The sequence below is a fragment of the uncultured Nostoc sp. genome (genome assembly GCF_964247315.1).
GTDB lineage: Bacteria > Cyanobacteriota > Cyanobacteriia > Cyanobacteriales > Nostocaceae > Nostoc.
Window position 1 is genome coordinate 1 of sequence record NZ_CAXTTT010000159.1, and the last position, 14181, is coordinate 14181.

Consider the following 14181-nt stretch of genomic DNA (forward strand, 5'->3'; position numbering starts at 1 on the left):
GGGTTAGGGAGGGGTATTTTTGTACTTCATTAACTTATAATCTGCTGTATTTAACAAAACTTAAAAATTAGGTTTTGTTAAAAATATTGCAAAATATTTCAGTTAAGTTAGATTATCTGGATCTATTCCGAGCGCTCTTAATTGTTTTGCCAACTGTTGAACCCGTTGTTCTGCAACATCAGCGCGTTGTGATTCTTGTTGAGCGCGTTGCGCTTCTTGTTGAGCGCGTAGTGTCTCTTGTTGAGCGCGTTGCGCTTCTTGTTGAGCGCGTAGTGTCTCTTGTTTTACTTGTTCTGCGGGCGTGAGATACCGTTGTCCTTGCTCATCATACCAATACATCCATTCCCGCGTTACACCACAATAATTTCCCCTTTCGCAACCAATTCCCAGTCCAATTTCTGGTAGCCAAACGGGGTTTCCCTCTTGCAATTCATACTTACCATTAACTAACTTATGTACTTCCAGATGCGGTTTGCGGCGGCGACGAGAGGAATAAATCACGTAATAAAGTACACCTAAAGCCTCATATTCATCCAATTTAGTAGTGTATTCCTTGCGATAATTTTGGGAAACTACTTCTAGGACGAAAATCGGTACAACATTTTCATCCCACAGCACATAACTAGGACGCAGCTCCTCATCATAAAACCGCTCTACTCCTAAGCTCAAAAACCCATCTGGCACAATTGGCGGTTTATCGGGGTGATAATAAATACCCATATCTATCGCAAACAACCAGTCCATGCGTTCTGACCAAAGTATCAGCAGGATCGCTTTTAACAAGCCTGGTATCAATTCTTGCAATTCATTATCCACAGGCGTTTCATCAGAGTCTGGTAGTTCCTCGGCTGAGGGCAAGTACCTTGGCAAGTTGTACTCTAACATGGCTGGTTTTCCCAAAAATCAAAGGATATTTGGCTCTATTTTGGCTCTATTTGGCTCAACAAAATTATAGCGATTTCTCCCCTTGCAATGTCATTAGTAGTCTGCCTCATTAATCACAAGGCATGAACGAGTTCGTAGTCAGGACTTTAGTTCTGGTTTTTTAAGCACTAAAGTGCTTACTACAAACTCTCAAAATTAGCTTGACAAATTACTAGTTTACTACTGTATATTAAGTACTCTACTGACACTAATTGATAGTTTTTAACTACTAAACAATCTTCAATCTACCGGAATCATGAGCAATAAAATTTATTTGATGCCTAAATTCTAACTGTCACAATCCGATGATCTTGACGAGCCAATGTTTTGCTTTGACTAAGGGATACCACTTGTGGTATTGACAAACAGACAAGATTCGACAGATATATTAGTTACTAGCTCATTTCCTGGTTGTGTATAGCATTGCCTTAACTAAAATTGCAGCCCAGTCAAGCATACAAGCGTTTCTACCCCACCAAGGAAGTTACTTCAGCCGATAAAATTTTGGTAACTCTTAACTATTAATAAATATATCGGTGCTTAGTGCTATTAATGCTTTATATTTAGCGACAGGGTGGTGCAAACAGCTAACTTATGTTCAAAAACTTAGAAAGCAGTGCCCATCGGGAGCAATTCACGCTTCGATACTATCAGCACGTAGTGTAAGTAAAGGTTAAGTTGATATTCAAACGAATAATTTTTGCTGAATTGCGACAGATAAAGACTAAACTAAAAAGTCTTGTGTAGCAAAACCTGTAGCTTTAAATGAAGTAATCATGTCTAAGGTTCTTGTCTCTGATTCGATTGACCAAGCTGGAATTGACATTCTTTCGCAAGTTGCTACCGTTGATGTCAAACTAGGTCTAAAACCAGCAGAACTGATCGCAATTATTGGTGAGTATGACGCGCTGATGATTCGCTCTGGTACGCGCGTCACTCAAGAAATCATTGAAGCCGGCACCCAACTAAAAATCATCGGTCGTGCTGGTGTGGGTGTGGATAATGTGGATGTTCCCGCTGCCACACGCCGGGGAATTGTGGTAGTCAATTCTCCAGAGGGAAATACAATTGCCGCCGCCGAACACGCGCTAGCGATGATTTTGGCTTTATCTCGCCACATTCCCGATGCTAACGCTTCGGTGAAACGCGGTGCGTGGGATCGCAATAGTTTTGTTGGTGCGGAAGTATACAAAAAAACTCTCGGCGTTGTCGGTTTGGGTAAAATTGGTTCCCATGTTGCCGCTGTAGCTAGGACAATGGGGATGAAACTCCTAGCTTATGACCCTTTTATTTCTACAGAACGAGCCGAACAAATTGGCTGTCAGTTGGTAGAGCTAGATTTACTCTTCCAGCAAGCAGACTATATCACCCTCCACATCCCGAAAACCCCAGAAACTACTCACTTAATCAATGCCACAACCCTGGCAAAAATGAAACCCACAGCGCGGATTATCAACTGCGCTCGTGGTGGGATCATTGATGAAGTAGCTTTAGCAGCAGCTCTGAAAGCAGGTAAAATCGGGGGTGCAGCCTTGGATGTGTTCGAGTCAGAACCACTGGGTGAATCGGAATTGCGATCGCTAGGTAAAGAAATCATCCTTACTCCCCACTTGGGAGCCTCTACCGCAGAAGCTCAAGTGAATGTGGCTATTGATGTTGCCGAACAAATTCGCGATGTCCTTTTAGGACTACCAGCACGTTCAGCCGTCAACATTCCCGGACTCGGCCCCGATGTGTTGGAAGAACTCAAACCCTATATGCAACTAGCAGAAACTCTAGGTAATCTAGTGGGACAACTAGCTGGTGGAAGGGTAGAAGTACTCAATATTCGACTGCAAGGGGAACTCGCAACCAACAAAAGTCAGCCTTTAATCGTCGCTGCCCTCAAAGGACTACTTTACCAAGCTTTGCGGGAACGAGTAAATTACGTAAATGCCAGCATAGAAGCCAAAGAACGCGGGATTCGGGTGATTGAAACCCGCGATGCTTCCATTCGAGATTATGCCGGCACACTGCATCTAGAAGCCACGGGTACTTTAGGTACTCATTCTGTTACAGGTGCTTTGTTAGGTGAGCGGGAAATCCACCTCACCGACGTTGACGGTTTCCCAATTAACGTCCCACCCAGCAAATATATGTTGTTTACCCTGCACCGCGATATGCCGGGGATTATCGGCAAACTTGGTTCCCTACTCGGCAGTTTTAATGTGAATATTGCCAGTATGCAAGTCGGTCGTAAAATCGTCCGTGGTGATGCCGTCATGGCTCTGAGTATAGATGACCCTTTACCAGAGGGCATTTTGAATGAAATTATAAAAGTCCCTGGTATTCGGGATGCGTATACAGTAACACTATGAGTGCTGAGTGCTGAGTAACGAGTGCTGAGTGAATAAAAGTTAGGAGTGAGTAGTAAGGAGTTAAAAGTTAAAAAGCAAAACTCCTAACTCTAACTTCTAACTTCTAACTCCTAACTCCCTCAAACTCAGCATGGGCTAAACCCTAGCTATCCGCTAACAGCACTCACGACTCAGCACTCAAAAATGGCAAACACCTGGTGGGAACTAAATATTTTATGCGAATCAGACCTAGAAGATACGATCTTTTGGCGACTGGAAGATTTTGGCTGTCGTGGTACAGCTAGTGAAAATAAAGGAAATTCATCTTTAGTCAGGGCTTATCTGCCGACAATTCAAACACAGCTACTAGATTTGGCAGCGCTGTCGCTGTGGCTGCGTCAAGATGCCCTCTGTGTAGGAGTTTCATCTCCTTCACTACAATGGCAATTGATTGATGAGGAAGATTGGGCGACTAGCTGGAAACAATATTGGCATCCGCAAGAAATAGGCGATCGCTTCCTAATCAATCCAGCGTGGCTACCATTACCAGAAACAACCGAACGGTTAGTGATTCGTCTTGACCCTGGTGTAGCATTTGGAACAGGCAACCATGCCACTACTCAGCTATGTTTAGAATCCCTGGAAATGCGGCTAAGTGGAGTTCCGCAGTCCTTTGTGGGTAATAGTGGTAAACATGAGCATTTGGTAATCGCGGATATAGGCTGTGGTTCTGGTATCCTTTCCATTGGGGCGCTGCTATTGGGTGCAGAGAAAGTCTATGCAGTAGATACTGACCCTTTAGCGGTGCAATCAACGATCAGCAATGGTGCCCTGAACGACATTAGCTCAGAACGTTTACTACCTGCACAGGGAAGTGTAGACGTTTTGACAAAACTAATTGAAAGCCCAGTGGATGGTATTGTCTGCAATATTTTAGCTCATGTGATTATTGAATTGATTCCAGAAATGAGTGCGATCGCTAAACCTGAAACTTGGGCAATCTTCAGTGGAATTTTACTGGAACAATCTAAAGCTGTTGCTGACGCTTTAGAAGAAAATGGTTGGGTCGTCGCTACTCTGTGGAAACGCAAAGAATGGTGTTGCTTAAATGTACGGCGTTCTTAATTCGGTAGAAATTATCACAATCCTAAATCATTCGTAAACAATTAGATCCCCAACTTCTTAAAAGTTGTCGGGGATTTTTAAGTAAGTGACATAATATATAGATTACCCACTATTGACTTTTAAAACTAGCGATGAAAGAACGGCTACAAATCCACAAAAAAGCTGACTCATCCGCTTATTCGTCAGAGCAAAGTCAGTTGCGATTGCATCTGTTAACTAACCACTCTCAACTTGGCTCCAACAAGCCTATAGTACAGGCAAAGGTAGAAAATCAGAAATTTCAACAATATCAGTTTGAGGCAACAAAACTCCAAATACAAGCCAAGCATGGCACTATAACGCCAGAAGGAAAAGAGCGACTCACAGTATTGCAAACAAAAATGAATGAGTCGTTGCAGCAAGGAAAGGAACACTCTTCACAATTTGGTCATCACCTGAGCAAAATGGCGATAAAACGTGCTGATAGCCTGTCAATAGGAGAAATACAGCCAAAACTGACTATTGGTCAATCAGGAGATCGATACGAACAAGAGGCGGATAGAGTCGCTACTTCTGTAGTTAACCAAATTAATAGAGCTACTTCGGAAAACCAGGACGCACAGCAGACAACTCTACCAGCTAATAAGAACGAACAAGCAAAGTCTGAAGGAATATTAACAGCAAATAACTCAGCAGATAAAAAACAAAAATTTTTACAAGAATACTCGCTAGCCAAAACACTAGTAAATGGCATAGATGACACATTACCACAAGATAAAATCCTGGAACAACTTTTCAAAAATTTTGTAAATATCCAATTTCAATACACAATGGTGAGCAAGAGTCCAGAAACGCTCTTAAAAGGTTCTCCAGAAGGAGATTGTCAGACATTAGCCCGTGCTTTTAAAAAAGTTGCAGAAGAATATTTTGGGATTGAAAAAATAACAATTGAAAGTATCGCCAAACCTTTTTTGAGTGAAGCTGGAGCTACCCCATACCAAGGGAAAAAGCCTAATTGTGATGACGGGAAACGATGGTTTTTCCAAAACCATTATTGGGCTAGCTGGAATGGAAAAATTTATGATATTTTATTCCTCAGCAATAAACGAACCGAAGCTGATATGGCAAAACAGGTGCAACCACTCACATCAATGTTGATGCCTGAACAAGAATACTATCAAACAGAAAAAGGAAAAATTGTATATCCAATTGTCAATAAATACTCCACTGTAGAGGTTGGGATATTTGAGAAACTGAAAAATTTTGTTAATAATCTAGGTCGATTTTTCTCTAACAGCATGAGTGCAATAATCAATAAAATTCGGTCTTTATTTGCCCAAAGTGGAAACAATACCAGTGGTTTTGATTCTCTAATGAGAGAACTTGAACACGACAAAAATAATACTGCGATCTTAAGCAAGCAAAATAATTAACAATTCAAAATTAAAGACATTTTTAGACGGAGAACAACCCCGTGAGCAATATCTAGCTTACTAGCTGTCGTCGCTTCGTTAACTAATTAAAAAAATTGGAATAATAATCTTTTCAGCCACCGTAATGGCAACTTTATTCATTCAAAAACGACAATATTTTACTTTAAGTCATAGTTGTGAAGTATATCGCAATACAGTTCCAATAAGCCCAAAACCCAGATGTAGAGACGCGATTTATCGCATATTGAAAGACCAATCATCTACACCAATAACCCTTAACTGAACCGTATTGAAGTATATCGCATGTTTTATTGTCCAATTTATGGGTAAAAGCAGAAGGATTGCCATATCAGTTATCTAAAGACCAAACTTTAAGGTTTTCATATTGGACTACTTTGCCACTTATACCATCTTTCGCTATTAAAAAAATATCTCCCTTATTGGTGAATTCGGAAATATCAAAGCTTGTAATATATTTATCATTAACAAAAAAATTAGCTTTTTGACCTTTGACAGTTAAATTTAATTTATTTGAACCATTATCTGAATAATTAAGATTTGATAATTTATCTTCTAAAACTATGCTTGTTGCTCTAAAATTCCATTTATTTCCAATCGAGCTAATCCATATATCAAAAGATTTTCGTTGAGGATCATTAAGTTTTTTAGTTGTATTTTCTTTAAATGCAAAACCATAAGTAAAATTATTCATTGCACCATCATAAGGGTTATGAAACTGGGCTTCAACAATAAAATTACGAAGGTTTACATCTGTTGGTTCAAGTGGTACTACGTTTTCCTGATACTTTCCTATATCTCCTTTAGCTTTAGACCTAACAAGTAGGGCTGTTTGTTTGAGCCTATTAGCCTCTACTAATTGAGATGGTTGTTTAAGATATTCATAAGCTGGATATACTCCAAAACCAAACGCAAAAATTGTGACAACTGCCAACAATATATTTTTGTGCTGAGTAATGCTCGTAAACAGTGATTGAGATTTTGATTCTTTTAGTTGATTGGGTAAATTAACATTGAACTCAGGAGCAGTACTAGACGGTGGAGAGGGAGGCTGTTTATTATCAGGAAAATTATGATAATACTCCTCATTACAATTAAGTTTAACTGAAATTTTCTTTAAAATAGATTCACGTTGTCCTCCTTTGAAAATAGGTACTAGTTCCTTACAACATATCTGACAAATAGCCTTTGTATTTCCTACATCATTTAAATGGTTAATTAGATTTATAGCGAAGCTCTCTTCTGAAGGATCATTTATAAATCCAAGTTGCCTGTAGTAGCTTATTCCAATTCTTATACATAGTGCTTCTCGTGCTTTTACTTTCGAGCTAATGAGTAATAAGTTTACTAATGACTCTAGGTCATCTTGGTTTAATTCTTCTGACATATTTTTAAATTCCTAGACTATTTACAATTTAGTTTTGATTTTATATTTTCCAAATCAGCCGAGTACTTACCTCTTTTAAAGACAACCTCTAGTTCCTTGCAGATTTTACAAAGAGCCTGTTTGTCATCTATACTATGCAAATAATTAATTAGCTCTAAGGCAAAGTCAGTGTCAGTAGATTGTCTTAAAAATGTAAGTTGATTTGGTTCAATTCCAATTTTGATGCACAATGCTTTTCGTGCTGAGTATTCTACACGTCCACTACGTATTAATAGTTCCGTAAATATTTCTAGATCAGATTCGTTTAGTTCTTGCTCAATTAGTTCTTGCTCAATTTCAATAGAAGAAAAGCTAAACTGTGAAATAGCTGGGGGGGTTGGCTGTTGTTTTAGCTCTTCAACTGCTTTACGAATTCCTCTAGCAACATCTGCAAACGCCTGATCACGATTTACCCAATTAACTACAGGGTCAGCATTTTTGGGCAGGGCTTGAAGCTTGCCAAACACTGCGCCCCTCCAATCAACTTCTCGGAGAATAACGGGAATAACGCAAGCTTCTCCACTTGCGTGTCGTTCCATCGCTCTTACAAGTTCAATTTCATAGCAATAATCTGAAGCTAAAAAATCCGAACTAATAAGCAACAGAATGATGCGGGCTTTATTCAAGTGTTTATCAATTTCACTAGCCCATTCTGTTCCGGCAGTAATCTCTCGGTCATGCCAAGCTGTAATTACACCTTGCCGCTTCAAAATGCTCAGGTGCTTCACTAATTCGTTTTTGAATTCTTCGTCTTTATGAGCGTAGGAAAAGAAAACTTCTATAGACTCAGTGGATGGTAGGGATATGGACATAACTTTTTTGGTTACGGCTGATTATAGGAATTCACAAGGTTTTTTGACTCAACTGGTTTGAATAGCAAGATAATCAGTTCGCTATTAGATTTTTACCTCTTTGTTTGCCCAGTTTGGCGAGATTGGTTACTCTCTAGCCATTGCTCGATTAGCTCAATGATTACTTGGCTCATTTTCTTATCTTGCATGATACAGGTGGCATAGAATCGCCTTTTCAAGTCATCCGTAATGCTTATATAGGACTCCGATTTAATTTTTGAAAATATACTGAGACTGAAAAGCCCATTTTATCAGGGTTTCATTTGAAATCTTGTTCAGAAATCAGACAGGAGTCCTATATGCATTTCTTTAGTTACTTTGGTATTCATGTATTTAGTTCCAGCATAGATAAACCTACAAAAGTAAAAATCGTAATTCCATATAAAATGCCAAATTAAGAAGTGAATATTTTTGGACAAACCAATAATTCGCAAGAAGTCTGAGCGGTCGAACCTACGAAAAACCTTTATATATCAAGCTTTTGTGCGATTCAGAAAATCTCACTGTTACTTTAATTGTAACGGGGTAGGTAAATAAACTCACTGGGTGCATCCCAGTTTTTATTTTGCAATGAGAGAATAACTGTGATTGCGAACGCGAGTGCCTCTCGTAGAGAGGAGGAACGACGAACGCAAGTGCGTGTTGCAGACAAGCAATCGCATGGAATCGCTCTTAGTTGAAGATTTTGCGATTGCAACTCTAAGAGACGCACTCGCGTTCGTTTCGCTCGCAATGATATGCAAAAAAGTGGGATGCTCCGAACTCACTTATGAGCCGAATCATCGCAGTCTTTAACCAGGTGGGAGGTGTTGCCAAAACTACCTTTACCTAGAACCTGACACCATTCGTGGCTGAAGTTTCAAAGGATAAAATTCAGCATGACAGCCCTGCTGGATACTAGCTTTGACAGGCTGTAATGACTGCAACCACGTCCGCTTCCTCAACACAATGCCTACCCTACCACTGCCCTGAATTATCCTCTTGTTGCAAACCTATTAACTGTCGCCGCTTCCAAGCATAGTGAAGAATATTAATTCCTAATTCCTGAGCTGTACGAATGGTTAATCTGGGTAAACTCAAATCTCTATCCAATCCCCAAGCTGTTGCTAAATCTCCAATTGCTAGAATAATTCCTCCACCGATTAACAGCTTAATCTGCTGTTGATTAACCATTGGCAAGGCAGCAAATAAGAAAGGTTTTGTCCTTAAAGGATGACTGCGTTGCAATTCTTCTAAAGGTCTTAAAGGACTCTCTAACTGTTGTGCTAAGGCTTGAGTACTCTCAATCAGAGGATTAGCATTTGTTGGTGCATCAACTAAAAGTACACCACCTAAATTTAAGTAAGTTTTTAGGGATTCAAATTCGAGACTATTTAAAGAAATAGCCTGTCCACCTGTTAAATAAAGTATGTCATAGTCTTGAATATTTTCTGCTAAAGAAACCTGACCTGGTTCATCAGCCCCTCGCAAACTTGGGTATAAAGGTTCTACTGCTTGTAACAAATACGAAAGGCTGAAAAAATTACGCGCACATTCGGGATCGCTATGATTCGCCTGCGCCATACATACAAGTGCTTGGGGACGCATTTGTGCCTGACGGCGATAACGCAAATCAATATTGTTATATCCAGGAAAGAAAGCATCCGCAGGTTGGGTAATGTCAGTATGTCCTGGTTGTAGGAGTATTCGACATATTTCTATTTCTGAACTGGCTGGTGTAGAGTTTATTTGGTCAATTCGATAAGTTTCTTGAACAACATCTCTTTGCTGTCCACGCCGCAATTCATCAGGATCTACATAGCTAACTACTAAGTAGATCATCAGCGGTTCAGAACTTACTACTTCTAGATCGATAGGAAAATCATAAGAAGTTGGTACAACAATTAGATTACCTGCTAAGTCAATTGCAATACCAGGTTGAATTTGTACCCAACGTCCATCTCGATATCTAGCTTCAACTTGGCTTGGAGCAGTCACATCTCGCACGCCTAAACCGCAGACAATTCCTGGTTGATTTAAACTTTGATATTGAGCATTTTGCCGATTACGGTGGTAATCATGGGCTGTGCGCCAGCGTTCCGCATTGATTAGTAACCCGTCTGCGGCTTGCAGGCGTTCAAAAGATTTTATTGGTGGAGGTGGGAAAGGATGGGACATAAATAATTCAAAATTCAAAATTCAAAATTCAAAATTAAGAAAAGCTTAGGCAGAGGTGCAGAGAGAAGAAGTTTAAAATTTTATTGGCTAGAAGGATTTTCGATAGATAATTCATAGGTGCAAAAAGCAGGTTTTTCTTGTTCTATTATTCTTTGAATAAGTTGTTCGTTGATAATGCCACTAGAAATATTTGAGCGCAAACGTACTATAAAATGATATGGTTGTCCGCCTGCTAAAACTGCATTTCCTAATTGTGCATCTCCGATAATGAAACTTGGGCCAAAAGGTTCTGTAATACTAATGTGTTTATCAGCTTCATTAGGTAAATCTTCGTCTAACGGTAAACCAGTATAAAGGTGCAAGTAGAGACGCAATCCTTTACGAGTTCCTCGCCAGCGATAAAGTTCTACAGCTCGGCGAATTAAACGCCGTTGTTGCTGGAGATCCCAAACAGAATCTACTTGCCAAGCAACCCAATGAGCCATAAAGGGTAGTAATGCTTGCGGTGCTGTCAAAGGATCGAGGTTTGCCCACATGACATTGTAACTATCAACTATTGGTTGAAAAGCTTGCTCAAATATCTTCATGAAGCGACCAATAAAATCCACTTCCCGATACAAAATTGGCAAGAATTCCATGTAGGCAGTGTAGGGACGGATATATAAATCGAAATACTCGCTTCTCTCAATTTGTTCGTTGTCCGTGCCTGGGTCTATATGTAGGGTAACTAAGCTGCGAAAATTGAGAGTTAGTTTGTCTTTTTTTTCAGGAGAAATCGCTTCTTGGTCTTCAAAAAATGTGTCGGGAATTGAGAAGTAGAGGACAGCATCCATTTGTCCACGAGGAGGTATTTCACTGCCTTCTGTGCCAATCTGACACCATTCAGTTGGAAAGTTTCCTTCAACGCTTAAACTTACCTGCAAAGGACGCTGTTCTAAGTTTTGCACTTGCACAATCATCTCGCTGGGATGTCCAGGATGCAAGAGCAAACTACGTCCAGCTACATCCATGTTTTCTGCATTTGCAAACGCTAAACCTGCCACAGGTAAAGCTTCGGGAATTTGCATTGGCGTTAATTGAATGCTTACAGCTGGACTAGAGCGACTTTGAACCATAGGATTAGGGATTGGGGGAAGAATAACTACTGACCAATGACAAATGACCAATGACAAATAACAAATTACGAATTACGAATTACGAATTACGAATTATCTGGATGTCATGATTTGAACGCAGATTTGTATCAGCCCAGGAACATATCAAACCTTCCGATCCTGGATCGATCAATTGTTCTGGCGATGGTTGTCGTCGCCAATTTTCTCCTTGCTTGCGGATGGGAAACAGCAAGACGGGGCCTAAATGACGCACGCCTGGGGTTTGTTGCAGCAATGCCACAATATCTGATGTATAAACGGGTCGCCCAAAGGGCCAACCTTTGCCGTCGATTCCTCCAGTTAATGGATTTAAATATTTATACAGCGATCGCCTTAAATTCCGGCGAACTTCCTCGCTGGCAAAAGGGTTGTTGTATGCTGGCTCTAAAGCAATTTCTGTCTGTACAGAAACACCTACGTAATTTGGTTCTTCTAATTCTATTTGTACCCCTAATAACCGTCTTTCATCTAAGTAACTTAAAATTTGCTCTTGGAGTGCATTACTGAGGGCAAAATCTTCTGGTGTCATGCCATTACCTTGGGCGATCGCATCTGTATTGGCATAAGGAACTACCAGTAAACTAACTATACCAGCTTGTCTTTGAGAATTCGCTGGCAAACAGCGAACACGAGCGATCGCACCATTCCCTGCTTGTTGAGCTAAAACTTCAAAATCTTCAGCAGTGACGGCGCGATCGCGGGTGCGAAGGATGCGGGGAGCCTTCATCACAGCCTGTTCCAGCGATTCGGCATCCGCACCATTGATTGCTGGTACACGATTGACTACACTAGCAACATAAGGATATGCAGACTTCAAAAACTGGATTGCCCCAGTTTGAACATTGCCTTCTCTACCACCGCCTGTACGATAAGCAACCATCCTAATCTCTGAACCACGGGGAGGAATCGCCCCGTACTGGTGTTCCGACTGGTTGTTTTCCAGGGTACTAAATTGTAAAGATGTGTCATCTAGTGATGGTTGCTGGATTCGCGTTCGCATCTGGGTATGCTGTTTAAGTTGGCTAGGTTCTCGAATCAGCGGCCCAAATTGGATTGTACCAGTCAGCGAATCAATGGTGTAATGAAAGTTATGCGGGCCAGAATCAGCAAAATCTCTCACTTCAGTCCACTTCTGAGGCAATCCACCAGCAGGAGTAACTAGAATATACTCATTTTCTCGGCGTTCTAAAATTGGTGCGCTTTGTAATTCAAAAGTCTGACCGGGTGTACCATCACTAATTCCTAAGCGCTCATCTTCAATAAAGGTACTGTGACTAGCCCTAACTGTACCGCCAATTGACCGCACTGCTAAACCAGTTATTCGTGGTGGACGATTGTAACCAGATTGATTGGCTTCTGTAGTAATAAAGCTACAACGTAGCCAACGACCCCGGTAAGAGGTAAAGTTGGTCACAGGCCAATTTGGCGGTAAATGCAGACGCACATCTGCCCCTTCAGACGGATTACCACCCTGTTCAGCGAGTTCGTAAAAACTGAAGCCGCGAGTTTCATCATCTGACTCTTGGAATAAAACTGGTTGCCAATGTTCTCCATCCCAGGCTTCCCACTTCCGAGGCGGTTGATTGGGGTTAATACCAGCAGGCGTGGCTGCGGCTCCTTGGAAAGTAATATCTAGAACATTACCATTTAAAGGATCATCAGAAGCGATCGCTAAATAAAAGCAGTTACCAGGCTGAGGTTCCTCTTCAAATATCGATTGTTCATTGCCTGTCCAGAAACCGTTAGATTCAAGAGTCCATGTACTTGTGACTCTTTCTCGCAAAGATTGGGGAATGTCTTCGGTGGTTTGGGCAGTTAAGAAGTGTTGTATGCGCGGGTTGCCGATAATTAGAGGAAAATCTGTACTAAAGGTAATAGCTTCTGTGGTTTCAGTTTGGATAGTTGAAGCTTCTAATCCTGCCGGAATAATGTAAGTCTCAGGTAGTGCAGCGCTTAAATAAAAAGTTAATTCCGTGCGGGCTGGGGCGGGAGGCTGGAGACGAATACCCAGTAATTCTAGGAAAGCTACATAATTTTTTCGAGGTACTTGGTTAAATCTGAGCAACATCTGGTCAGTTAACCAAGCAAATAACTCAATTAGCGTAATTCCTGGATCACTAAGGTTGTGGTCTGTCCATTCTGGACAGTAGCGGGGAATACGCATTATACATTCGTCTACCAAGTCATCAAAGGCGCGATCGTCTAAGTTGGAAGAAGGTAATTTTGGTAGAAAGTCAAAGTTCACGATTCCTCCCCAGCTGAAACCAAATAATAAGGATAAACAAAGCTATAAATATCGGGACTGTCTTTGAGTCGATAATTGATGATGATATCCACTCTGCCACGCACAGGGTCGGGATCGGTGAGAATTTCATCAACAATAATCCGTGGTTCCCAAACTTCTAACGCTTCCAAAACATAAAGACGAATTTGCAGCAAGGTTTCGCTATTCAAGGTTGCAAACGCCAGTTCTGACAAGCGAGATCCAAATGTTGGTCGATAAACCCGCTCACCTACTCCAGTGCGAAGGATAATCCAAATAGATTCTTTAACTTTTTGATCTTCACGGCTAAGTTGTATCCCACCTTGCACACTTAAATGCAGTGGATAAGCCCAACCTGTTCCCAAATACTCTCGTTGACCACCATAAACCATATCTGGCACTTAGACAGCTGTTACATGGATATCTTCAAAGATATCGGCACAGAAAGTTTAAGCCTATTCGCCAAAGGTCGAGGTTGAAGAGGTAGGCAGGGGGGAGGGGGCAGGAGGCAGGAG

10 protein-coding genes are annotated in these 14181 nt (G+C 41.0%); 3 read left to right on the forward strand and 7 right to left on the reverse strand.

Annotation, left to right across the window (positions count from 1 at the left end; translation table 11 throughout):
- Nucleotides 1-102: 102 nt before the first annotated feature.
- On the reverse strand, nucleotides 103-885 hold the full coding sequence (locus tag ACFE93_RS30985) for a Uma2 family endonuclease (protein ID WP_375479377.1): 783 nt from the start codon (nucleotides 883-885) through the stop codon (nucleotides 103-105).
- A gap of 815 nt (nucleotides 886-1700) precedes the next feature.
- Here ACFE93_RS30985 and serA point away from each other — a divergent pair.
- From serA to ACFE93_RS31000, 3 genes are all read left to right on the forward strand, one after another.
- The gene (serA, locus tag ACFE93_RS30990; RefSeq protein WP_375479379.1) at nucleotides 1701-3281 is read left to right on the forward strand and encodes a phosphoglycerate dehydrogenase; all 1581 of its coding nucleotides are present in this window, start codon (nucleotides 1701-1703) and stop codon (nucleotides 3279-3281) included.
- 183 nt (nucleotides 3282-3464) lie between these two features.
- Nucleotides 3465-4385, forward strand: a complete 921-nt coding sequence (gene prmA / locus ACFE93_RS30995; protein ID WP_375479381.1) for a 50S ribosomal protein L11 methyltransferase — start codon at nucleotides 3465-3467, stop codon at nucleotides 4383-4385.
- A gap of 131 nt (nucleotides 4386-4516) precedes the next feature.
- Nucleotides 4517-5797, forward strand: a complete 1281-nt coding sequence (locus ACFE93_RS31000; protein WP_375479383.1) for a hypothetical protein — start codon at nucleotides 4517-4519, stop codon at nucleotides 5795-5797.
- A gap of 349 nt (nucleotides 5798-6146) precedes the next feature.
- Here the strand turns inward: ACFE93_RS31000 and ACFE93_RS31005 are convergent, their stop codons facing one another.
- The 6 genes from ACFE93_RS31005 to ACFE93_RS31030 all read right to left on the reverse strand — a co-directional run bounded on the left by ACFE93_RS31005 (nucleotide 6147) and on the right by ACFE93_RS31030 (nucleotide 14058).
- Nucleotides 6147-7202: a hypothetical protein gene (locus tag ACFE93_RS31005; protein WP_375479385.1), complete on the reverse strand. Its 1056-nt coding sequence runs from the start codon at nucleotides 7200-7202 to the stop codon at nucleotides 6147-6149.
- Nucleotides 7203-7219: 17 nt separating this feature from the next.
- A complete protein-coding gene (locus ACFE93_RS31010; RefSeq protein WP_375479387.1) occupies nucleotides 7220-8053 on the reverse strand; it encodes a toll/interleukin-1 receptor domain-containing protein in 834 nt (277 codons plus the stop codon).
- Nucleotides 8054-9049: 996 nt separating this feature from the next.
- Entirely contained in the window at nucleotides 9050-10249 is a 1200-nt protein-coding gene (locus tag ACFE93_RS31015) for a DUF4159 domain-containing protein (RefSeq protein ID WP_375479389.1), read from the reverse strand.
- Nucleotides 10250-10329: 80 nt separating this feature from the next.
- Entirely contained in the window at nucleotides 10330-11364 is a 1035-nt protein-coding gene (locus tag ACFE93_RS31020; RefSeq protein WP_375479391.1) for a phage tail protein, read from the reverse strand.
- 79 nt (nucleotides 11365-11443) lie between these two features.
- Nucleotides 11444-13648, reverse strand: coding sequence for a putative baseplate assembly protein (locus ACFE93_RS31025; protein ID WP_375479393.1), 2205 nt, complete (start codon nucleotides 13646-13648; stop codon nucleotides 11444-11446).
- Nucleotides 13645-14058, reverse strand: a complete 414-nt coding sequence (locus ACFE93_RS31030) for a GPW/gp25 family protein (protein WP_292862988.1) — start codon at nucleotides 14056-14058, stop codon at nucleotides 13645-13647. Before ACFE93_RS31030 ends, ACFE93_RS31025 begins: the two co-directional genes overlap by 4 nt.
- Between the last annotated feature and the right edge of the window lie 123 nt (nucleotides 14059-14181).